This is a genomic window from Mesorhizobium sp. M0802 (assembly GCF_040320115.1).
Classification (GTDB): Bacteria; Pseudomonadota; Alphaproteobacteria; order Rhizobiales; family Rhizobiaceae; genus Mesorhizobium.
This window is the reverse complement of sequence record NZ_JAMYOY010000002.1, coordinates 512,937-536,511: the sequence shown is the minus strand read 5'-3', so window position 1 is coordinate 536,511 and position 23,575 is coordinate 512,937. Positions and strand designations below refer to the sequence as shown.

Annotated in this window: 16 protein-coding genes; 8 read left to right on the top strand and 8 right to left on the bottom strand. The window is 64.1% G+C overall.

Translation table 11 applies throughout. The features are described from left to right. The first annotated feature begins 91 nt into the window (after nt 1–91). Nucleotides 92–1,027, top strand: a complete 936-nt coding sequence (locus NKI10_RS05705) for an alpha/beta hydrolase (RefSeq protein ID WP_352496952.1) — start codon at nt 92–94, stop codon at nt 1,025–1,027. 6 nt (nt 1,028–1,033) lie between these two features. On the opposite strand, the gene NKI10_RS05700 is transcribed toward NKI10_RS05705, so the two are convergent. Continuing rightward, nucleotides 1,034–1,897 (bottom strand): hypothetical protein, encoded by an 864-nt coding sequence (locus NKI10_RS05700; RefSeq protein WP_352859064.1) that lies wholly within the window; start codon nt 1,895–1,897, stop codon nt 1,034–1,036. Nucleotides 1,898–1,903: 6 nt separating this feature from the next. Further along, nucleotides 1,904–3,496, bottom strand: coding sequence for an ABC transporter substrate-binding protein (locus tag NKI10_RS05695; RefSeq protein ID WP_352859062.1), 1,593 nt, complete (start codon nt 3,494–3,496; stop codon nt 1,904–1,906). A 202-nt stretch (nt 3,497–3,698) separates the two neighbouring features. Between NKI10_RS05695 and NKI10_RS05690 the strand changes: the two genes are divergently transcribed. The 5 genes from NKI10_RS05690 (at nt 3,699) to NKI10_RS05670 (ending at nt 13,777) form a co-directional block, all read left to right on the top strand. Next, the gene (locus tag NKI10_RS05690; protein ID WP_352859108.1) at nt 3,699–5,954 is read left to right on the top strand and encodes a hypothetical protein; all 2,256 of its coding nucleotides are present in this window, start codon (nt 3,699–3,701) and stop codon (nt 5,952–5,954) included. Nucleotides 5,955–5,964: 10 nt separating this feature from the next. Then, on the top strand, nt 5,965–9,822 hold the full coding sequence (locus NKI10_RS05685) for a DUF7929 domain-containing protein (RefSeq protein ID WP_352859060.1): 3,858 nt from the start codon (nt 5,965–5,967) through the stop codon (nt 9,820–9,822). A 303-nt stretch (nt 9,823–10,125) separates the two neighbouring features. Further along, a complete protein-coding gene (gene rpe, locus NKI10_RS05680; protein ID WP_023684266.1) occupies nt 10,126–10,803 on the top strand; it encodes a ribulose-phosphate 3-epimerase in 678 nt (225 codons plus the stop codon). A 494-nt stretch (nt 10,804–11,297) separates the two neighbouring features. After that, entirely contained in the window at nt 11,298–12,035 is a 738-nt protein-coding gene (locus NKI10_RS05675) for a GntR family transcriptional regulator (protein ID WP_352859058.1), read from the top strand. Between the two features lie 230 nt (nt 12,036–12,265). Continuing rightward, entirely contained in the window at nt 12,266–13,777 is a 1,512-nt protein-coding gene (locus NKI10_RS05670) for a malonate--CoA ligase (protein WP_352859056.1), read from the top strand. Between the two features lie 72 nt (nt 13,778–13,849). Here the strand turns inward: NKI10_RS05670 and NKI10_RS05665 are convergent, their stop codons facing one another. The 6 genes from NKI10_RS05665 to NKI10_RS05640 form a co-directional block, all read right to left on the bottom strand. Next, entirely contained in the window at nt 13,850–15,904 is a 2,055-nt protein-coding gene (locus NKI10_RS05665; RefSeq protein WP_352859054.1) for an ABC transporter ATP-binding protein/permease, read from the bottom strand. A gap of 71 nt (nt 15,905–15,975) precedes the next feature. Further along, the gene (locus tag NKI10_RS05660) at nt 15,976–17,088 is read right to left on the bottom strand and encodes an NAD(P)/FAD-dependent oxidoreductase (protein ID WP_352859052.1); all 1,113 of its coding nucleotides are present in this window, start codon (nt 17,086–17,088) and stop codon (nt 15,976–15,978) included. Between the two features lie 9 nt (nt 17,089–17,097). Beyond that, the gene (nagA, locus tag NKI10_RS05655; protein WP_352859049.1) at nt 17,098–18,273 is read right to left on the bottom strand and encodes an N-acetylglucosamine-6-phosphate deacetylase; all 1,176 of its coding nucleotides are present in this window, start codon (nt 18,271–18,273) and stop codon (nt 17,098–17,100) included. Further along, a complete protein-coding gene (locus NKI10_RS05650; RefSeq protein ID WP_352859047.1) occupies nt 18,270–19,301 on the bottom strand; it encodes an SIS domain-containing protein in 1,032 nt (343 codons plus the stop codon). Before NKI10_RS05650 ends, nagA begins: the two co-directional genes overlap by 4 nt. Continuing rightward, complete coding sequence (locus tag NKI10_RS05645; protein WP_352859045.1) at nt 19,298–20,080, bottom strand: GntR family transcriptional regulator; 783 nt, start codon at nt 20,078–20,080, stop codon at nt 19,298–19,300. The genes NKI10_RS05650 and NKI10_RS05645 overlap by 4 nt, the downstream gene beginning before the upstream one ends. Next, nucleotides 20,077–20,955 (bottom strand): glucosamine kinase nucleotide-binding domain-containing protein, encoded by an 879-nt coding sequence (locus tag NKI10_RS05640; protein WP_352535473.1) that lies wholly within the window; start codon nt 20,953–20,955, stop codon nt 20,077–20,079. The genes NKI10_RS05645 and NKI10_RS05640 overlap by 4 nt, the downstream gene beginning before the upstream one ends. 197 nt (nt 20,956–21,152) lie before the next feature. Here NKI10_RS05640 and NKI10_RS05635 point away from each other — a divergent pair, with 197 nt between their 5' ends. Further along, nucleotides 21,153–22,109, top strand: coding sequence for an N-acetylmuramic acid 6-phosphate etherase (locus NKI10_RS05635; RefSeq protein ID WP_023696935.1), 957 nt, complete (start codon nt 21,153–21,155; stop codon nt 22,107–22,109). Nucleotide 22,110: 1 nt separating this feature from the next. Then, nucleotides 22,111–23,370, top strand: a complete 1,260-nt coding sequence (locus tag NKI10_RS05630) for an ABC transporter substrate-binding protein (RefSeq protein ID WP_352859043.1) — start codon at nt 22,111–22,113, stop codon at nt 23,368–23,370. Nucleotides 23,371–23,575 lie beyond the last annotated feature (205 nt).

Below are 23,575 nucleotides of genomic sequence, written 5' to 3'. Positions count from 1 at the left end.
GACCGAAGGTCCGGGGTGGGGTGATGCGCCACCACCCCCACCCGCCGCTTCGCGGCGACCTCCCCCATCAAGGGGGAGGTAAAGGAGCTGCATGACCGACTACAAAACCCTCATCGATGCCGAGACCTGGGCCTTCATCGAGCGGACCAATTCCTATTACCCGCCCGATACGATCGACTACACCATCGCCCAGCAGCGTGCGATTTATGACCGGATGTGCCGCGAGTTCTTTGCCGGCTATCCCAATGGTGTGACGGCGGAAACGACTTTCATTGCCGCCCACGACATCCCGATCCGCATCTATCGCTCTGCCTCACCCAACCGGGACGCGATGGTGCTTTACATCCATGGCGGCGGCTTCATCCTCGGTGGGCTGGACAGCCATGACGATGTCTGCGCCGAGCTGTGCGCCCGGACCGGCTTCGAAGTGGTCTCCATCGGCTACCGGCTGGCGCCAGAGCATCTGCACCCTGCCGCCTTCGACGATGCGCTGCATGCCTTCGAATGGGCGGCCTCGAACTACGACTGCCCTATTTTGCTCTGCGGCGACAGCGCCGGCGGCAATCTCTGCGCGGCTGTCGCCCACGCAACGCGCAGCCATGCCAAAAAGCCGATCGGCCAGGTGCTGATCTATCCCGGCCTCGGCGGCGACCGTTCGCAAGGCTCCTATTTGACGCATGCGGAAGCGCCGATGCTGACGGTGCGCGATCTCGACTTCTACAGGGATATCCGCACCGGCGGCGTCGATGGGACCGGCGACATCACTTTGTATCCAATGGCCGACGCAGATTTTACCGGCCTGCCACCGACAGTGCTGATCACCGCTGAGTGTGACCCACTGTCGTCGGACGGCGAGGCCTATCGCGACCGCGTCCTCGCTGCCGGCGGCCATGCCACCTGGTTCGAGGAGCCGGGACTGGTGCACGGCTATCTCCGGGCTAGGCACACGGTTGGCCGGGCCCGCGCCTCCTTCAGCCGCATTGTCGAGGCGGTTTCCGTGCTGGGCAAAGGCGACTGGATCTGGTGATCCGGCTCAACCGCGGACAAAGGCGATCAGTTCCTCAGCCATGCGATCGTTGAATTCCTGACGAAAGCGATTCTTCTTCAGCCATTCAGGGTTTGAGCCGACGGTCTTGTTGGCATCGACGACAATGCCTTTGCTGTCGACGATGAAATAGTCGATGGCGCCGAAATCCAGATTGAGCCTTTGCCGCACCGCCAGCACCTCCGGCGGGACGGCGCCGCCCACCTCATTGCTCAGGATTTTTGAGCCGGCGCACAACACATCGTCGTAGACCTGCCGCATGTTGATCTCGGCGCCGAGCAGGAACATGTAGCGGTGTTTGACGATGGGCAGGTCGAGGGTTTCGAAGGCGAACCTTTCCACCATCAGGCGATTGTTGCGCCATACATCCGGAGGAACCTCGCCGATCGTCTGGTAGACCTTATAGGGCGGGCACAGGCGGTCCTTGTAGCCGGGTTCGAAGAGCTTGCGGATGGCATGCGCGCTCCTGGTCAGGCCGTTGCGATGCTGCCACCAGCGCTGCTCTGGTCGGCCCCTGGAGTTGAGGACGGTCTTGACGACAACCGGCCCCTCGTGGCTGTCGCCTGCCTCCAGCTTCAGTGTCGAATAAAGGTGCCGGTGGATGGACAGCGCGCGGCCATTGATGGTGCGGTCGTAGAGGTGGCCGAGACCGCGGTACGTTGGCGGCACGATTGTCAGGTCGACATGCAGAAAGGCCACCGGCGCCCGATCTCGGCCGGCCGGCCGGTCGAGCAGGCGCACTTTCAATCCAGCCTGTTCCAGGTAAGGCAGTAACTGCGCGATGCAATAGCTCCGCACCAGTCGGAAATTGCGCAGGCTCTCTACATAGACATCGAGATCGGCGGCAGACACCGAACGCTATTCCTTGATATCGACGCCCGAGAAATCGTGGTGATCAAAGGGGTCCATGACATAGCCCGTCACCTGTTCGCGCATCGGGATCGAGACCACGGAGTGGGCGATAGCGACCCACGGCATCTGCTCCCTGAAGATCGTTTGCGCCTGCGAATAGAGTTTTGCGCGGGCAGCGGGATCGACGATCCCGGCTGCCTGCTTGAGCAGATCGTCGAAGGCCGGAAAACACCAGTTGGCACGATTGGTGGTGCCGACGCCGGCACAGCCAAGCGGCACCGACAGGAAGTTATCGGGGTCGCCATTGTCGCCGGTGAAGCCGAACAGCATGGCGCCGTCGCGGTCGCGTGACTTCGAGCGGGCAAGGTATTCAGTCCACTCATACGTCACGACTTCCACGGTGACACCGATCTTTGCCAGGTCGGACTGGATCATTTCGGCCATACGCTGCGCATTCGGGTTATACGGACGCTGCACCGGCATCGCCCAGATCTTCATGTGCAGGTCTTTTACGCCGGCATCGGCGAGCCCCTGCCTGGCGGCAGCGGGGTCGAAGACATGATCGGGGCTCGTCTTGTCATAGGCCCAGGAGGTTGGCGGCAGCGGATTGCGTGCGACTTCGCCGGTGCCGCGGAACACGACGTCGACCAGCGCCTGCGTGTCGATGGCAATGGCGATCGCCTTCCTCACCCTTGGATCGTCGAAGGGCTTCTGCAAGGTGTTGAAGGCGAGGTATCCCGTATTGAGGCCCTCCTGCCGCATGACCTTGATTCCGGGCGTCGCCTTGATCGCCTCCAGGTCGGCCGGATTTGGATAGGGCATGAGATCGCATTCGCCGGCGCGCAGCTTTTCCATGCGAATGCTGGCATCGGTGGCAATGGCGAAGACGAGATCGTCGATCTTCGGCTTGCCGCGCCAGTAGTCCGGATTGGCCTTGTAGCGGATGACTGCATCCTGCTGGTAGTCGACAAGCTGGAACGGACCCGTCCCGACCGGCTTCAGCGCCAGGTCGAGAAGCCGCTTCTCGGCGACGAGCTTGTCGGCATATTCCTTGGAAACGACCGAAGCGAAATCCATCGCCAGGTCGGCAAGCATCGGCGAATGCGGCGCCTTCAGCGTCATCACCACAGTATGGTCGTCAAGCTTGCGCCAACCGGCGACAAGATCCGGCATGCCGATGCCGTCGAAGTAAATGTACTGGCGTTTGGCGTAATTGTTGAACGGGTTCTGCGCGTTGGCCTGCCGGTCGAAGGTGAACAGCACATCATCGGCGTTGAAGTCGCGGCTCGGCGTAAAACCCTCGACGCTGTGGAATTTCACGCCGTGCCGCAGGTGGAATGTGTAGGTGAGGCCGTCGTCGGAAATCTCCCAGCTTTCGGCAAGGCTGGGGCGCACCTTGGTGGTGCCGGGCTCGAACTCGACCATGCGGTTGTAGAGAGCGGTGGCCGAGGCGTCGCGGGATCCGGAGGCGAGTGCGGGATCGAACGTATCGGGGCTAACCTCGGTGCAGTAGACCAAGGTCTTGGCTACGGATTGATGGACCGGCAACGCACATGGAAAAAGCGCCGCCAGCAAGAGAACGAAGTGCCTGCGTGTCATGATCCCCCCAGGGTTGGGAAGACGCTAGCAGAAGCCGGCACTGACGGTAAGTAAGCCGGCCGGTCTTTCGCGCGCCAAGACTGTTTTCCACCTTGAGTTGACACAAGGAATTAGCCGCGCCTCTGTGAAATGGCGGACAGACCCGGCCGCCGTTTTGCATGAACCTTTCCGCTTCAGCCTGCGACTGACGACCAGGCGCCGCATGGTGCGGGCCGGAAAGGATGCCCCCATGACTAGGACCCCAGAGGCTCCACGGTCTCCGGGACCAACGCAAGCTCAGCGCGACCACCGCCTTCGGGATGGAGTCGATGCGCTGGGCTTTCGGCTGATTCCGTTGACCCTGCGCAGGAGCAGGCGTATCGTGAAGATGAGGAAAGCAGACAATTCGATCAGGGACGAACGTGCCGGAACGCCGCGCCTTGCCCTGTTTCGCGCGGCCGGACCGGATGTTCCTCCCGAAAACTTCGGGGGGAGTTTTATGTCCTGCGATCGCGGCGCGTCCATGTCGTCTCCAAGCGGCGGTTTGCGCCGTTCGCTCCATCTGGCCGGCGGTTTGCTTGCCCTGGCGCTGAGCGCCGCGCTCTGGTTGGGCACAGCCGCCCAAGCGCAGGAAACCCAGATCATCTATCCCGGCTCGATGGCGGTCACCGGATTTTCCGGCACCGTCATTCCCAATTTCGACTCTGCCGATTCCGAAAGGGGGGGGCTGCCGCCCGGCGTCGACCCAGTCGACGAAACCTTCATCGACACGACGCGCGCCACCTTGCGCGTCTTCGACGTTTCGGCGCTCGGCGGACCGGCTTCCGGCCAGCTCGTCTACACGCCGCCGCCTTTCGAGGTGACGGCCGAACAGATCGGCCAGGTATTCGCCATCACCTATGATGACGGTGTGCGCGACGGCGTTCCCTCGGGCGTCCCCAACCTCTATGCCGGCGCTACCTCGCTGCACGGCATCCGTATCGTCACCCCGGACGAAGATGCCGACGGTCGGCCCGAGCGACAGCGCCGCGGAACCGCAGGCGCCGTCTTCATGGACGGCCAGTTCGGCACCGAAAGCGGTGGCGGTCCGGGCACGATCTGGAAGATCGACGGCATCACCGGCGCGGTCTCCAAATTCGCCGACATTGACACCAACAGCGGTTCCGGCATCGGCGACATCAGCTTCGACAGCAATCACCGCGAGTTCTTCGCCAGCGATCTCGACACCGGCCTCATCCACCGCCTCGACGCCAACGGCACGCTGATCGACACATTCGATCACGGCGTTGCCGGGCGGCCGGCGCATGGGCTGGCTCCCGTCGCCGATGACGGTGCGGTGATGGACATACAGGGTGCTGCCTTCGACTCGGAAGACCCCGACACATGGGGCTACACGCAGGACGAACGCCGCGTCTGGTCCGTCGCCTATCATGGCGGCCGGCTCTATTATTCGGTCGGCGAAAAGGCCGAGATCTGGTCGGTTGGCATTGCCCGCGATGGCAGCTTTGCCGGTGATCCGCGCTGGGAGCTGACGGTCAAGGCCGACAAGGACTACGCCGTCACCGACATCGCCTTCGACAACCAGGGTTTCATGTATCTGGCGCAGCGCGGCCCGGTCGAGAATCGCTACGATTACAGCCAGTTCGCCGATTCCGGCAAGGGCGAGGTCATCCGCTACTGGCGCGAAAACCCGGACGATCCGGCGACGGAATCGGTCTGGGTGGAAGAGCCGCAGGAATATGCGGTCGGCTTCCCGCAAGGCAACCGGCAGTCTGCCGGTGGGCTCGACCTGCAATATGGCTATGACGCCGACGGCAATCTCGACACCGGCGTGTGCATCGACACGCTGGTCAACACCGGCGACAAGCTGCGCGACAGCCCGACACTTGCCGACCAGCTCGCCGCCGGCGGGCCGCTTGGCGTGCACGGCGTGCAGATCACGCCGACGCCGTTGGTCAAGCCGGCCAACGTGCCGCCTTTCGGCTCGTGGTTCGTCGACTTCGACGGCTATTTCGAAGACCCGGAAGTGGAAGGCCATGTCGGCGACGTCGAGGTCTGGCACCCCTGCGAAGGCCGTGCCGGCTATTATGAAGAGATCCCCGGCGGTTATCTGCCGCCGTTCTATCCGCCGGACTTCCCACCGCCCGGCGATCTGCCTCCGTGCATCGATGTCGAGGATGTTCAGTTCTACTGCACGCCTCGCGGCCTCCAGGCCGACCTCTATCTCCATGACCATGCCGGCTTTGGCGGCGATTCGATCAAGGTCCAGTCCATGACACCAGGCGTCGGGGTGACATCACCCCAGTCGCATGCTCCCGGCAAGCCTTACACGGTCGACATCACCGGCCATTCTCCGGGCGACAGAGTCGATGTTGGACTTTGCTTCTACAGGCAGTCCGACAAGGACAAGGGTGGCTACTATCCTTGCTGCAAGATGACTTTGCCGCTCAGAACCCCAGCCGTCAGCTGCGAACGTTGAGGAGGGGAAGATGAAAAATCTCGCACTTTCCCCGACCGCGAACAGCAGTCAATCCAACGTCATGGAGACCATCATGAAACCCCTGTCATATGCCAGGCGCGGCGCGCGCTGGCTGATGGCGGCCGGTATCGCGGTCGCCATGTTCACCCCTGTCGCAAGCCACGCCGAAGATGCAGTCCCGATCACTCCGGAACTGCGGCTCGACCTCGACAATTCAAAAATCGTCAATCCGAGGCCGGAACGGATCGTGCCGTTCTTCACCAAAACAGGCACACAGAGGAGCTGCGACTACGTCGTCTACTCCCTGAGCTTTGGCCTGCGCGGCGACTCGCAAGGCTTTGCCGACCCAAGCTTTTCGGCCAGGCTGAAGAAACTCCAACTCGACTTCAAGGATCAGCTTCCGCACGGTCTTGCGATCGTCAACGTCAACGTGTCCGGCGACGGCACGGGTGCGTCCGGCGGACCGCTGCCGGGTGCGACAATCAGCACCTCGGCTAATCCGAACGATACGGCGACGGTTTCCGATTTCCGGATTTCCGCCACCGATCTCGACGGCGCTGGGGCTGGCAATGAACGCGTCATCAATTTCAAGATCACCGCCAAGATCGACCATGCGGCGTTTCCTTCGCCGACCATCGTCGACAACCAGGGCATGATCAAGGTGACGCCGGGCGTCGGCACGGGGGCCATCATCCCGTCGCAGGATCCGGGCAAGCCCGACGATGGCGACTACAAGACCGGGGCCAAGACCTCGATCAAGATCGACCTCACCAACTGTGACAAGCGGCCTCCGCCTCCCGACCGGGAATGTTTCAAGGTGGAGCGCGGCACGGTCGATTGCGTGCAAGGCGGCGGCGCGTTCATCTACCACATGCCTGTCGGCCCGGAGATGGGCGGCAAATGGGTGCAGGTATCGACGACGACCCCAGGCATCACCATCATCCCCGACACGCAATTGGTGCCGGCGGGCGGCGGTGTGCTGAACTGGAAGATCGTCGGTGCATCGCCCGGCGACGTCATCCACCTCACCGTCACCGGCATCGAGACCTATGCCGGCCCCAAGGAGGGTTGGGGGCTATGCTGCACGCAGACCATCGACATCGTCATCCCGCGTGACTTGAGATGTCCGCCCAAGGACAAGGAACCGGACCTGAAGGTCGAGAAACGCGCCGACGTGACGCGTTGCACGATGGGCGGCGGCTGCGACTTCACCATCAAGGTCACCAATGTCGGCGACGGGCCGTATCACGGCAAGATCGTGCTCGACGAGGTGACGCTGCCGGCCGGCTCGACTCTGGATTCAGGGCCCAATCCGCCCTGGGTATGCATGCCCGGCGTGACCCCGATGACGTGCACCTATCCGGTGACCACGCTCAATCCGGGGGCCTCCATCAACCTTAAGCTCGGCTTCAAGCCGGCGGGTGGTTGGCAAGGCAGCGCGTTGCGCAACTGCGCCACCTACAATTACGGCGCCAGCGGCAAGCCGCTGTTCGGCAGCCAGCAGAACGATCGCGGCTGTGCCTCGATCCCGATCTGCCGGCGTGGCGACCGCGACCGCGATTGCCGGCCCCCGGTCGACAAGAAGGTCGACCTGATCCTGAAGAAGCGTGCCCGCATCCCGGTCTGCACGCCCGACGGCATCTGCTACTTCGTGATCGACATCATCAACAATGGCACCGTCCCCTATAATGGGCCGCTGACGGTTATCGACAATTACCCGGGCGGCGCGCCGGCCTCTTCGACCTTCGGCCCGTCTCCGCCCTGGACATGCGGACCGAACGGTCCCGGCCAGTTCCGCTGCGACAATGCCGGCATCGTGCTGATGCCGGGCGCCTCGACGCCGATCGTCGTCAAGGCGGTCATGCCGGCCGGCTACCAGTCGGATTCGGTCGAGAACTGCGCGGCGCTGAAGCCCGTCCCCGGTGAGGTCGACCTCACCAACAACAAGGCCTGCGCCAAGGAACGCTTCCGTCATCCCAATGGCGGCAAGCCGACCCTACGCATCACCAAAGTCTGCAATGGCTCGCTCGCCGGCGCGGCGGTGGTTTCCTGCCGCATCACCGTCATCAGCCTTGGCACCTCTGCCCCCGCCGGTCCGGTGCGGGTCAACGATGCTGCCACGCTGATATCGGGTGGCGCGCCGGTCCAGATCCAGACCGTCACGCCCGACGGCGCGGAATGGGCCTGCGGAGCGGTTCCGGCCAATGCGCTGTCATGCCAGATACCCGGCGCCGCGATGACACCCGGAACCTCCAGGCACTTCGACGTGACGGTCTCGGCCAATGGCGCGCTCGAAAACTGCGCACGCGGCTCGTATGGCCCGGCCCCTGGAGACGACGTCGTCTACCCGATCGGCCAGGCCTGCGCCAAGGGCGGCGGCACGTCCACCGTCAGCGTCAAGAAGACCGGCGATGCCGAGTGCCAGCCGGGGCAACCCTGCTCGTTCGAGATCACCATCACCAATGATGGCCAGACCGCCTTCTCCGGTCCGGTCCGCATCGGCGATGCGATCGGGGTGGACGGGCTGGGGCGGCTGCAAGGCGTCGCGATCACCTCGATCGAACCGCCCTTCGGCTGCTCGCCCGAACCGACGACCTTGCCGTTGACCTGCATTGCCAATCTGACGCTCGGCGCCGGGGAAAGCCATGTGCACAAGGTCACGGTGGTCCTTCCCGACGCTCCCCTGGGCAATCTGCGGGGCAACGTCAGCGGCCGGAACTGCGTCGGCGTCTTGTCTCCCGACACCAGGGTGCAAGGCGGCGGCGACGTACTGCCCGGCGACCTGACCAATATCCAGGGGGATCGAGGCAAGGCCTATGCCTGCCATCCCTTCACCATCAAGCGCGAGGTGAAGAAGGAATGCTCGCCGGGGTTCGTCATGAACGATGCCGGTCGGTGCGTGTGTCCGGAAGGCACGACGTTCCGCAACGGCCAGTGCTCGCCCGACGGCGGCGTCATCATCCAGCCGAAGGATCCAAGGCCCTGCGTGCTGCTCAAGGGCCAGATCCGCACCGAGGATGGACGCTGTGTCTGCCCGCGCGGAACCGAGCTTGAGAACGGCGCTTGCGTCAAGACCGACAAGCCTGGCTGCACCATCCCCGGTTCGGTCCCGACGTCGGACGGCAATGGCTGCTACTGCCCGGAAGGTACGCATCTCGACCGACAGGCAAACGCCTGCGTGCGCGACAAGCAGAAGCCTCAGGAGTGCAGCATACGCGGCCAGGTTCATGACGCCGATGGCGATTGTGTCTGCCCGCGTGGGACAGAGGTGCGCAATGGAGCCTGCCGGCCGATCCGGCCAAAGCCTGAACAATGCTCGATCCGTGGTCAGATCCAAAACGCCAATGGCGATTGCGTCTGCCCGGACGGCACAGAAGTCAGGGGCAAGGTCTGCCGGCCGATCCGGCCGAAGCCCGAGCAGTGCTCGATCCGCGGCCAGGTCCACGACGCCAACGGCAATTGTGTCTGCCCGCGGGGTACCGAGGTGCAAGGCAATGCCTGCCGGCAGAAGAAGCCTGTGCTGGAACAGTGCGACATACGCGGCCAGGTGCACAACAAGCGCGGCGAGTGTGTTTGCCCGCGCGGCACCCAGGTGATCGACGGCGCATGCCGCAAGCCGAGGCCGCAGGTGGGAGACTGCGCCCCGGGCTCGCAGATGGTCGGCGGTCAGTGCGTGCCGATCATCAGGCGGCGCTGCCCCGAAGGCACCGTTGGTCGGTTCCCGAACTGCAGAGCCATCCGGCAGCAGCCGTCGCTCGACCCGACCCTGTTGCTCAATCCAGGTGTCCTTCAGCAGTTCATACCGAAGCGCACGCCGCAGACGCAGGTACAGCCGCAAAGGGATCCGGCGGCCAACTTCAAGCCATAGGATCTGAATACGAGTCAAAAGTCAGAACCCCGCCGGTGCGATCCGGCGGGTTTTTTCCTTGGCGCGCTGCGGCGATCAGGCGGCCAGGTATTCGCCGAACCCGCTGCCGGGCGCAGCAAATACCGACTTTCCCTTTTCGGGATCATGGTCTAGAGCAGTTCATCGTTTCGTGGAAACGTCGAACCGCTCTATCTCTTTGTTTTCACGCAATTCCGGACGAAAAGCCGTTCCCACTTTTCCTGGAATTGCTCTAGCAGTCGTCAAGGCCGCGCCCGCAAACAGGGCGCCCGAAGGGGCCGCATCATGAGCAGGAAGACCCTGATCGCGCCATCGGTGCTGGCGTCGGATTTCTCGAAGCTCGGCGACGAGGTCGAGGCGGTGGCGGCGGCCGGCGCCGACTGGATCCATCTCGACGTGATGGACGGGCATTTCGTGCCCAACATCACCTTCGGCCCGCCGGTGATCAAGGCCATCCGCAACCGCACCAAGGCCTTTTTCGACTGCCATTTGATGATTGCGCCGGCCGATCCTTATCTGGCCGCCTTTGCCGATGCCGGCTGCGACGGCATGACCGTGCATGCCGAGGCCGGACCGCATCTCGACCGCTCGCTTCAGACCATCAAGGGTCTCGGCAAGAAGGCCGGCGTATCGCTCAATCCGGCGACGCCGGAAAGTGCGATCGAATATGTGCTCGACCGGCTTGACCTGATCCTGATCATGACCGTCAATCCGGGCTTTGGCGGCCAGGCCTTCATCCCGGCCATGGTCGACAAGGTCAAGCGGGTGAAAGCGCTGATCGGCAACCGGCCGATTCGCATCGAGATCGACGGCGGCGTGTCGCCGGAAACCGCCCCCCTGGTCACATCAGCCGGCGCCGATGTGCTGGTGGCGGGCGCCGCCATCTTCAAGGGTGGCAGCGTCGAAGCCTACCGGGCCAATATAGAAGCCATCCGAACCGCGGCCGACCGGGCTGCCGGCTGACATCAGTTCCAGGGCAAGTTCCCGGCTGGTCGGTTCTCCTCGGCCTGATCTCCCTGCCTGATCCTTCGATCTCCCAAAAAGCCGTCAACGGGTGGCAGCCGCAAGGGCATCGCGGCACGCGACAGGATCGCGGCATCCGGCACTAGTTTTGGCCCATAAATCTAGTGGATAACTGCCGAAGGGATCTGCATGCGGGGAGAGGTCAATCCGGCGGCATGACGCGCGTTAAGAAAAAATTATCCGTATTCGGGATCTCGAAGCTGTTTCTCGAGGGCGCCTGCCATGCTGGGAGACAAACTTTCTTCAGAAGAACAAGTTTTTCACGATTTTAGTTACTTCCGGCGGATAAGATGCGGTCAACCTTCCTCTTTAAGTCGAATATCGTGATCTTTCGCTTGAGGGGCGGATGCCTTAGGAGTTACAGTAAATTTACAGGGGAAATCGTTTGCTTCGCGAACGGGCTAGCGGAGCATGGGAGAGCTACAGGAGTCGTATTGACCTACGGATCTGCCGATGTGAGCGAAGGCGCGGGACCCAAGAGCACACTCGCTAGTACGGTCTATCAACAGCTTCGCGACGATCTCCTGCGCGGCGTGTTTGAAAGTGAAAGCAAGCTTCGTGTCGAATGGGTGGTTTCCCGTTACGGCGCCGGCGCCTCACCGGTTCGCGAGGCCCTCAACCGACTTGCTTCGGAAGGCCTGCTCGGCCGCCACGACCAGCGCGGTTTCTTCATCATGCCGGTCAGTGCCCCGGAACTCGAGGAATTGACGCGCACCCGCTGCTGGCTGGAAGAGCGGGCGCTGCGTGAATCCATTGCCAACCGCACCGGCGAATGGGAAGAGCAGCTCGTGCTGGCCTTGCATCGCCTGGCGCGTGCCCCGCGCCGCTTGCCGGAGGATCCGTCCTCGAACAATCCGGAATGGGAAAAGCTGCACCGCTCCTTCCATCGGGCACTGATCGCAGGCTGCCGCTCGCATTGGCTGACCGGCTTTTGCGACCAGCTTTCGGATCAGGCCTCCCGTTACCGGCTGATCTCCCAGGACGGCAGCGAGCGCGACGAAATCAGTGAACATCGGCTGATTGCGGAGCGCACGGTGGATGGCGATGCCGACGGCGCCGTTGAAGCCCTCCTCAACCACTACCGTCTGACGGCAGCCATGTGCATGGAGCGCTTCAACGACAGCGGCGATCCACGCGTGAGCGCCACCAAGGCGCTGCGCAGCCGCAGATAGAAGCGCTTCCGGTCCGCTATCCAAAATCCGCCCGCTATCCAAAATCGCCCGTTATCCAAGTCCGCTTGCCTTCATCTGATCGGCGGCAAACCCGATTTCACGTTTTTGCCGGACGGAGGCGAAATCGTTTCCTTTGTTCCAAGGCCATCCGGCTCTAAATCAAAGGGATAGAGCATGATGTCCTCCGAAAACCGCTTCACACTTTTCGGCATCATCTCTAGGGAATGCGCATGACCAATCACCTGTTCGACGCGTTCCGCAGCCGGATTTCAGCCTCCGAGCGCATCCTGATGGCGACCGATGACGGACGCGCGATCGCCTATGGCGACATGCTGGCGCAATCGGCACAGCTGGCACATGCGCTGAGGCATTTCGGCGTCGAGCCGGGCGACCGCGTTGCCGTGCAGGTCGAAAAAAGCCCTGAATGCATTTTCCTTTACCTCGCCTGCCTGCGCGCCGGCGCGGTCTTCCTGCCGCTCAACACCGCCTACACGCTGGCCGAACTCGGCTATTTCTTCGGTGATGCCGAGCCGCGGCTGGTCGTCTGCGACCCGGCCCGCGCCGGCGCTATCGCGCCGTTGGCGCAGGCGTCGGGTGCTGCCACCTTCACGCTTGGCAGCAATGGTGAGGGCTCGCTGACCGAACTGGCGGCACAACAGCCCACGGATTTCGACGCCGTGGCGCGCGGGCCGGACGATCTGGCCGCAATCCTTTACACATCCGGCACCACCGGACGCTCCAAGGGCGCCATGCTCAGCCATGAAAACCTGGCCTCCAATGCGCGCGTGCTGGTCGAGCAATGGCGTTTCACCGGGGATGACGTGCTGATCCACGCGTTGCCGATCTTCCATACGCACGGCCTGTTCGTCGCCACCAACGTCACCCTGATGGCCGGCGCCTCGATGCTGTTCGAGCGGAAATTCGACGCCGGCCGCATCGTCTCGCTCTTGCCCCGTGCGACAGTGATGATGGGGGTGCCGACCTTCTATACCAGGCTCCTGCAGCAGGACGGGCTGGATGCCCAGGCGGCGAAGAACATCCGCCTGTTCGTTTCCGGCTCGGCGCCGCTGCTCGCCGAAACGCACAAGGCCTGGCGCGAGCGCACCGGCCACGCCATTCTCGAGCGCTACGGCATGACCGAGACCAACATGAACACGTCGAACCCCTATGAGGGCGAGCGTCGGGCCGGCACGGTCGGCTTCCCGCTGCCCGGCGTTTCGCTGCGCATCGCCGACCCTGACAGCGGCGATGCGCTTGGCCAGGGTGAAGTCGGCATGATCGAGGTCAAAGGTCCGAATGTCTTTTCCGGCTATTGGCGCATGCCGGAAAAAACCAAGGCGGAGTTTCGCAAGGACGGCTTCTTCATCACCGGCGACCTCGGCATCATCGACGCGGACGGCTACGTCCACATCGTCGGCCGCGGCAAGGATCTCATTATCTCCGGCGGCTACAACATCTATCCCAAGGAGATCGAGAGCGAGATCGACGCCGTTGCCGGCGTCTTGGAAAGTGCCGTCATCGGAATTGCCCATCCCGATTTCGGCGAAGGCGTCACCGCTGTCGTGGTGCGGGCGCCGGCATCGCAGATCACCGGGGCCGAGATCGTTGGCGCCATTGCCGGCCAGCTGGCCAAATACAAGCACCCGAAGCAGGTGATCTTCGTCGATGAGCTGCCGCGCAACACGATGGGCAAGGTGCAGAAGAACCTGCTGCGCGAGACCTACAAGGGTCTCTACGGCTAATCCATAGCCGGCTAATGTCTTTGCCCAAGCGCTTCGCCTGGACATCTGTTCGCGGTTCGGCAGTGGCGCCTTTTACCTGCGCGGCTTTTTCACCCGAGTGCTGGAACCCCACAAAGCGCGGTTCAGCAGGCTGCGTTTGCGCTTGCGCGGGATGAGGTCGACGTCGCTGACGAGCTTGGCGCCGCCCTCGCGCCGCTCCAGGGTGATCTTGCGGCTGTGGAAGGCTTCGAGCTCCGCACGATGCGCCACGCTGATGATGGTGACGTCAGGCAGTTCGCGGATCACCGTCAACATCATCGTGTCCTGGCTCTTCTCGTCGAGCGCCGAAGTCGCTTCATCCAGCACCACGATATCGGGGCGATGCAGCAGCAGGCGCGCGAAGGCGAGGCGTTGCTTTTCGCCGCCCGACAGCGTCTGGTCCCATGGCGCCTCTTCCTTGATCCTGCCGGTGAGATAGCCAAGCCCCACCTTGTCGAGGGCAGCCTTGATTTGCTTGATGGTCCACTTGTCCGCCGCCGCGGGATAGGCGACCGCGCGGCGAAGCGTTCCGGAAGGGATGTAGGGGCGTTGCGGCAGCATGAACAGGCGCCTGTCGGTGTGGAAATTGACGCTGCCGCCGCCCCATGGCCACAGGCCCGCGACGGCCCGCACCAGCGTCGACTTGCCTGAACCGGATTCGCCTGAAACCAGCACCCGCTCGCCCGGCTCGATCACGACCTCGGTTTCCTTGACTACGGAGGTGCCGTCGTCGAGTGTCACGGAAAGATTGTCGAGGCTGAGGATGGCGCCGTCTTCCGCTTCGCCCCGGTTGATGCGTCCGAGCGCATCGCTCTGCTCGGCGCGCTCGAGCCCGTCGAGCGACACCATCAGCGAGGCAATGCGCCGCGCGGAGGCGTTCCAGTCGGCGAGGCGCGGATAGTTGTCGACCAGCCAGCCGAACGCGCCTTGCACGATGCCAAAGGCAGACGCCGCCTGCATCACCTCGCCAAGCGTCATCGAGCCTTCGAGGAATTTTGGCGCGCACAAAAGGATCGGCACGACCGGCGCAAACAGGCTCGATCCCTGCGACACCGCGGCCGTGCGCATGTGCTGTCCGGTCAGCAGCGCCCATTGCCTCAGCACATGGCCGAAATTCCTGTCGATGCCGCTGCGCTCCTCGTCCTCGCCTCCCAGCAAGGCGATGCTCTCGCCGTTTTCGCGCACGCGCGTCAGCGTGTAGCGCAGTTCGGCCTCCGCCTGGTTCTTCCGCTCGGAGAGCTGGACGAAGTCGCGGCCGATGACCACCATCGAGGTCGAGGTGATGGCGGCATAGATGATCGCGGTGATGACCAGAAAGCCGGGAATGGTGATGCTCTCGCCGCCGATCGGCAGGGTGAGCGCGCCGCCGATGGTCCACAGCACGACGATAAAGGTAGAGGCCGACAGGAATGCGTTGAGGACGCCGGCAGTGAAATCGACCGGCGACTCGGTGGCGATACGCAGATCCTCGCTCATGCGTGCCTCGGGGTTCTGGTGATCGCCGCCCACGAGGTTCAGCTGGTAGTAGCGGCCGTTTGCCAGCCAGCGCGCGACGACCCCGGTGGTCAGCCAGGAACGCCAGCGGCGCTGGATCGTCATGCGCAGATAGACCTGCGCGACGACAAGGCTGCCGCTGCAGATCACCAGCGGCACGAATACGGCGCTGAGGAGATAGACTGTGCGGGCGTTGCGCTGCTCGAGGGCATCGAACATCGAGCGGTTCCAGACGTTGATGCCATACTGGAAACCGATGTTGATGCAGATCAGCAGCAGCACTCCGATCGTCAAAGGCCAGGCGAGCTTGTCGCCATGCCTCCCCCAATAGCCGCGCCCGCTGATCCAGAAACGCCGCAGCAGATATTTTTTGCGCGCCTGCTCGGCCTGCTCGGGCGTCAGCTTGGGATCGGGTTCGACGGCATCCGGCGGCGGCGCAGCCTCGCCAACGGGCTCGGACGCGGCTTCGGCGGCCGATGCTTTTTTCTCGCGCGGCGTGTCCTCGCGCGGTCCATCTCCGCGCGTTTGCCGTGACGGCTTTTCCCGACGCGACTTCGGGGCATCGCGCGCTTCGATGCCGTCGGCCGGTTCCGATTTGGGTTTTGCCTCGGACATATGCCCCGACAACGACCTCCATATCAAAAGGTTTCATGGTATGCGCCTGCCCGACGTTTCAGGAACGCCCGTCATTGCGGATATAAAAGCCCAACGACATGTTCTGCGATGGCGAGGCTGGCGGTAAGGCCAGGGCTCTCGATGCCGAACAGATTGACGATCTGACCGCCCCCGTGGTCAGCCGGTCCCCGGATGACGAAGTCGGCGGCCGGCTGGCCTGGACCGGACAGTTTCGGCCTGACGCCGGCATATGCCGGTTGCAGGGCGCCGTCCGCCAGGCCGGACCAGTAGCGCCTGATTTCGTCGTAGAAGGCAGCGCCTCGTGCGGGATAGACGGTATAGTCGACGCGATCGATCCATTCGACATCCGGGCCAAAGCGCGCGCTCCCCGACATGTCGAGGGTCAGATGCACGCCGAGGCCGCCATGGACTGGCACCGGATAGATCAGCCGCGAAAAGGGCGAGCGACCGGAAAGCGCGAAATAATTGCCGCGCGCCAGCCACAGCGGCGGAACACGGTCTTGCGGGAGGCCTTCGATGCGGCCGGCGAGCGCCTGCGCGTCGAGGCCGGCGGCGTTGATGAAGGCGCCGGTCTTCAAGGTGAAACCCTCGCCATCGGCGTCGCGCGTGTCGATCCGGATGCCGTCGGCTTCGATGCTCGCGCCTGAGACAACGGTGAGCAAGGCGAAAGATGCGCCGGCCGCTTCCGCGTCTCCACGCAATGACAGCATCAGCGCCTGGCTGTCGACGATGCCGGTCGACGGCGACAGCAGCGCGCCGGCGCAGCTCAGCGCCGGTTCCAGGCTTTCGGCCTCTGCGCGCGTCAAAAGCTTGAGGTCACCGACTCCGCATTGCGCCGCGTTGATCTGGATCGCCTGCAGTTTGTCCAACTGGTCGGGTTCGACGGCAACGATCAGCTTGCCGGTGCGATGATGGGCGACGTCGTGCTCGCGGCAATAGGCATAGAGACGCTCGCGGCCGTTGACGCAGAGACGGGCCTTCAGGCTGCCCGGCGTATAATGAAGCCCGGCATGGATGACTTCCGAATTGCGCGAACTGGTGCCGGTGCCGATGGCTGCGGCCTTCTCGACCACCAGCACCTCGCGGCCCGACAGCGCCAGCGCGCGGGCAATGGCGAGGCCGACAACACCGGCGCCAGCGACAACGCAGTCGACATCATGCATAAGTGGACTTTAGCGCGAACTTCCCGCGCCTGCAAAAACCTTGTCGCCGCCAACCCACGCACCGGTGACGTCGAGGTTGTCCGACAAAGCGACGATATCGGCAGCCGTGCCATTGGCGAAGCGGCCGAGCCGGTGTGCCTGGCCGACCGCCTGCGCCGGATAGAGCGAGGCCATGCGCAACGCTTCCGACACGTCCAGCCCGACGATCCTGTGCATGTAGCGGACGGCCGAGATCATATCGAGATCGGCGCCGGCCAGCGTGCCGTCGGCCAGCCGCAGACTGCCATCCTTGCGATAGATGATGCGGCCGTTGAGGGTGAACGACGTCATGTCGGTGCCGATCGTCGCCATGGCGTCGGTGACCAGCACGATCCTGCCCGGCCCCTGCTTGGCGCGCAGCGCGATCAGCATGGTGGCGGGATCGACATGGATGCCGTCGGCAATGATCCCGGCCGACAGACTGCCTATGTCGATGGCCGCACCCGCCAGCCCCGGCTCACGGTTGCCGATCTGGCTCATGGCGTTGAACAGATGTGTGACCACGCTGGCGCCCGCGTCGGCAAAGGCTCTGGCCGTGCCATAGCCGGTATCGGAATGGCCGAGGCTGACGACGATGCCGGCCTTGGCCAAAGCCGCAACACGGGCGGGCTCGACGGATTCGGGCGCGATCGTCGTCAGCAGCACCGGCAGGTTTTTGCGTGCCGCGACCAGCGCCGCTTCATCCGCATCCGTCATCGGCCGGATCAGCGCCGGGTCATGCGCCCCCTTGCGGGCGACCGAGAGATGCGGTCCCTCGAGATGCAGGCCGAGAAACCCCGGCAGTTTTTGCCGTGCCGCCTCGGTGCCGGCGGCAATGGCCGCGGCGGTGATGTCAGGCGTATCTGTGATTAGCGTCGGCAGCAGTGCGGTCGTGCCGAACGGCGCATGCGCCCGGCAGATTGTTGCCAGCGAGGCGACATCGGGATGGTCGTTGAGCATGACGCCGCCGCCGCCATTGACCTGCAGGTCGACAAAACCCGGCACCAGCATGCCGCCCCCGGCGTCGATGCGGGCAACGCCCGACGGAATGGCGCCGACGGGATGAATGCCTTCGACCACATCGCCGTGCACGACAAGGGCGGCGTTATCATGCCAGTCGTCGCCATCGAAAATTCGGGCGCCAGTCAGGGCAAAACGGTCGCTCATACGGTTTCCGTCACCTTGCGCAGATTGCGCGGTACGTCCGGATCGAGGCCGCGATGGCGGGCGAAGGCTTCGACGAAGCCGTAGAAGGAGACGATCAGCGTCAGCGGGTCGGTCAAGGGATGACCGGTGGCGACATGCGGCAGCCGCGCCGCGCTCTTGGCTTTGTCCGAGGTTACAAAAACTGCTGCACCCTTGCCGGCAAGGTTGTCGGCAGCCTCTGCCACGGACGGCTCGGAGGCATCGCGGGCGGCGAGCGCCAGCACCGGGAAGCCTGGCCCGACCAGCGCCAGCGGGCCGTGCATGACTTCGGCAGCACTGTAGGCCTCGGCATGCATGCCGCAGGTCTCTTTGAATTTCAGCGCCGCCTCGTCGGCCATCGCCGCCGACGGGCCACGGCCGAGGATGAACAGCGATTGCGGCGTCTCCAATGCGTCGGCCAGCGCCATCCAGTCGCAGGCGATCGCCTTGCTGAAATGCTCGGGCAGGCGGGCAAGGGCGGCCAGCAGTCTGTCGTCGCCGGTGCAATGCGCCATCAGCGCCAGGCCGGCGACCGCCGAATTGACGAATGTCTTGGTCGCCGCGACGCTGCGCTCGGGGCCGGCCAGAATGTCGATGGCAAAATCCGAAGCCCGCGCCAGCGGCGAATCGGCGGTGTTGGTGATGGCGACGGTGAGCGCACCGCCGGCCCGTGCCGTCTCGGCCATGGCGACGATGTCAGGGCTCTTGCCGGATTGCGAGATGGCGAGGCAAGCCGAACCGGCGAGCTTGAGCTTGGCGCCGTAGATCGAGGCGATCGACGGACCGACCGATGCCACGGCCAGGCCGGCGGTCAGTTCGACCGCATATTTCATGAAGGTGGCGGCATGGTCGGACGAACCGCGCGCGACGGTAACGACGAAGCTCGGATCGCGCTCGCGAATGCCGCGTCCGGCCTCGGTCAGCACCGCCGCCGAGCCATCGAGCAGGCGAGCGACGGCTTGCGGAATTTCGTCGATCTCGCGCCGCATATGGGTGGTCTTGGGGATCATGGTCGGCCCTCTTCGCTCGGCCCTGTCAGGCGCAATTCGGCGACGAAATCATAGGCATCGCCGCGGTAGATGGAGCGGGTGAACTCGATCACCTTGCCGCTCGCGAGATAGGAAATGCGTTCGATGTGCAGGCCGGCAATGCCGGATGGCACTTCGAGCAGACGCGCATCGGCGTCGCCGAGGTTGGCGGCCGATATGCGCTGCACCGCCCGCACCGGCCGGTTGCCGGTCAGCTCCAGCGCCGCATAGAGCGACGAGCCTATCCCGGCCGGATCCGGCAGCACGCTGGCCGACAGCGAGGCGCGTTCGATGGCCAGCGGCGTGTCGTTTGCGATGCGCAGGCGCGACACGCGCGCCACCAACTCGCTGGAGGACAGGCCGAGCACCATCATCTCGTCCGGCGAGGGCGGGTAGAGGTCGCGGTCGAGCCAGGCTGAACGCACCGCCATGCCGCGCCTTGCCATGTCCTCGGTGAATGAAGTGAGCCTGGACAGCGACTGCTCGACGCGCTCCATGCGCGGCGCGACGAAGGTGCCGGAGCCGTGGCGCTGCACGAGGATGCCGCCCTTGACTAGGTCCTGCACCGCCTTGCGGACGGTGACGCGCGAAATGTCGGCCTTGGTGGCGATGTCGCGCTCGGAAGGCAGCGCATCGCCCGGCCCGATCAGGCCGCGATTGACGGCGTCCTCGATGCTTTTCCTGAGCTGCAGGTAGAGGGGGGCGCCGCTCTGCGACGACTGCCTCAGCGTGGCGAAGATCTGGTCGGCGGCATCGCTCATCGCGTCGCCTCCGCTTTGACGAAGATGCGGGCCGCCATCTGCACGGCGCCGCCCAGCGCATCGTCGAGCGGCGCTTTCAGCAGCGCCTGGTAGCGCTGGGAAAGGCGCGGCCCATAGAGCGGCGCCAGCCCGCCGAGCAGGCAGAGCGGGGCGTCATCAGAGAGGTCGAGCGCGTGGAGCGACGCCTCGACATCGGCAACCGACTTGTCCACGATCCAGTTGGCGACGCTGTCGCCCTTCTCGGCATGCTCGAAAACCTTGGGCGCGAAGCCGCCGAAATCGCCGGGCTTGGCATTGGTGGTGAACTCGACCACGTCTTCGGGATTGTTGCGGAAAATGGCCATCATGCTGTCGGTCAGGGCTGAGCGCGGCCGGACGCCGTCATGGGCGAGCAGCGTCTGCTCCAGCAGGTCGCGGCCGATCCGGGCGCCGCTGCCTTGATCACCGACCTGAAAGCCCCAGCCGCCGATGGCGCGCGACGTGCCGCCCTTGCGCGCCATATAGGCGGTGCCGGTGCCGAGGATGGCCATGGCGCCGTCACCAGAGCCGACTGCCCCTTCGAGCGCGATCTCGGCGTCCGTCTCGACGCGGCTGATGCTGAACGGCAGGATTGCTTCAAGCTGCTGGCGGTAGGTGCCGACATTGGCGCCGGCAAGGCCGAGAATGGCTGGTGTCTGCGGGATCAGGTCCGGATCTTGCCCGGCGGCGATGAAGGCCTGACGAGCAGCCTCGACGATGTGGGTGCGAGCGCCGGTGAGATCGGTGCGGATGTTGGCGGCGCCGCTTTTGGCATGGCCAATGACAACGCCATCGCCTGTCGCAAGGGCTGCCCTGCAGCTGGTGCCGCCGCCGTCGATACCGAGCACGAATTTCACGCGATGTCTCCTCCGGGCGATAATACCAATAAAATACCAATAGCCAAGGGATTAATTTCCGTTTCAAAAAGATTAAGGCGTATCAGGTTGAAAACCCGGGAATTTCGCCGGCTCAACGATTTCCAGTTCGCAATTTCGTTAATGCGTGTGGACAAGTGGTATTTTTTTGGTATTGTTCGTCCATCGGAGGGACAGGGATGGCCGAACCGCGCACCGAAGCGCTTCACAGCAATGCCGAGGGACTGGACATCCAGGCCCCGGACGCCATCCTTTCTTCTTTGGTCAATGCGCAGATCGAGGCCGCCAAGGCTGTGCGCGACGCCATTCCCGCCATCGCCGCCGCAGCCGAAATCATCGCCGGGCGGCTGAACGGCGGCGGCAAGCTCGCCTATGCTGCGGCCGGCAGCTCCGGCCTGATGGCGCTGGCCGACGCGCTGGAGTTGCCCGGCACCTTCGGCATCAAGCGCGAACGCATCGCCATCCTCATCGCCGGTGGCGACGACGCTTTCAAGACCCTGGCCGGCGGACCGGAAGACGACACCGACGAAGCCTCGACGGCAATTGCCGGCGCCGGCATCGGCAAGGGCGACTGCCTGATCGCGATTTCGGCCAGCGGCTCGACGCCCTATGCGGTGCAGGCGCTGAAGGATGCGCGCAGCCGGGGCGCGGCAACCATCGCCATTGCCAACAACAAGGACACGCCCCTGCTCAGGCTGGCCGACGTCGCCATCCTGCTCGAGACGCCACCGGAGGTGATTGCCGGCTCGACGCGCATGGGCGCCGGCACTGCCCAGAAGATCGCGCTCAACATGCTGTCGACGCTTACCGCCATTCATCTCGGCCATGTCCATGACGGCTACATGGTCAATCTCACCGCCGACAACATCAAGCTGCGCGACCGCGCGGCTCGCATCGTCGCCGCTATCAGCGGCCGCGACCGGCAAGACGCCGTGCGGCTGCTCGAAGCGAGCGGCGGCGTCGTCAAAACAGCCATTCTGCTCGCCGCCGGCGCTGCCAACGCCGTTGCGGCCGAGAAGATACTGGAAGGGACCGGCCAGAAGCTGCGGCCAGCCCTTTCCGCGATCGAGGGGAACAAGGGCGCGAAGGCCCCTGTTCTCAAAACCGAACCTGAAAAAGGTCAACAGGGAGACTAGCATGACAACGAAATTACTGACGGCACTGCTTCTCGGCACCAGCATTCTCGGCACCGCCGGGTTGGCTCACGCCGATGACGTAACGCTCAATATCGAAAGCTGGCGCGGCGACGACCTTGCCATCTGGAAGGACAAGCTGATCCCGGCTTTTGAGGCCAAGAACCCGGGCATCAAGGTGGTGTTCGCACCGTCGGCGCCGACCGAGTATGACGCCGCACTCGGCGCCAAGCTCGCCGCCGGCTCGGCTGGCGACCTGATCACCTGCCGCCCGTTCGACAAGTCGCTCGAACTGTTCAAGAAGGGCAACCTTGCCGACCTGTCGGCGCTGCCCGGCATCGAAAACTTTTCGCCCGTTGCCAAGGCCGCCTGGCAGACCGACGACGGCAAGGCGAGCTTCTGCGTGCCGATGGCCTCGGTCATTCACGGCTTCATCTACAACAAGGACGCCTTCGACAAGCTCGGCCTCAAGGTGCCGACGACGCGTGACGAGTTCTTCGCCGCGCTCGACAAGATCAAGGCCGACGGCACCTACATCCCGATGGCCATGGGCACCAAGGATCTCTGGGAAGCCGCGACCATGGGCTATCAGAACATCGGTCCGAACTACTGGAAGGGCGAAGAGGGCCGCGCAGCGCTGATCAAGGGCGACCAGAAGCTGACCGACAAGGACTGGGTTGCTCCCTATGAGGAACTGGCCAAGTGGAAGCCTTATCTCGGCGACGGCTTCGAGGCCCAGACCTATCCGGACAGCCAGAACCTGTTCACGCTTGGCCGCGCCGCCATCTACCCGGCGGGATCGTGGGAGATCGGCCTGTTCAACACCCAGGCGCAGTTCAAGATGGGCGCCTTCCCGCCGCCGGTCGAGAAGGCCGGCGACACCTGCTACATCTCCGACCATACCGATATCGGCATGGGCCTGAATGCGGCGTCGAAGAATGCCGACGCGGCCAAGACCTTCCTGTCCTGGGTCGCCTCGCCGGACTTCGCCACCATCTACGCCAACGCTTTGCCGGGCTTCTTCAGCCTAAATTCCACCCCGGTGAAGATGGAAGACCCGCTGGCGCAGGAATTCGTCTCCTGGCGCGACAAGTGCAAGTCGACGATCCGCTCGACCTACCAGATCCTGTCGCGCGGCACGCCGAACCTCGAGAACGAAACCTGGGTTGAATCGGCCAACGTCATCAACGGCACCGACACGCCGGAAGCTGCCGCCAAGAAGCTGCAGGACGGCCTCGACAGCTGGTACAAGCCGGGCAAGTAAGCTCAGAGACAGACAGGGCCCCAAGTGGACGGCCCTGCGTTTTTCGATAGCATCATCGACTGCGAACGACGGCGCCGCCCCTCATCCGCCTGCCGGCACCTTCTCCCCGTATAGTGACGGGGAGAAGGATCAGCCGAAACGCAGGCGCCCCCTCTCCCCGTCCTTCACGGGGAGAGGGTAAGGGTGAGGGGCAGCGCTGCCGTCG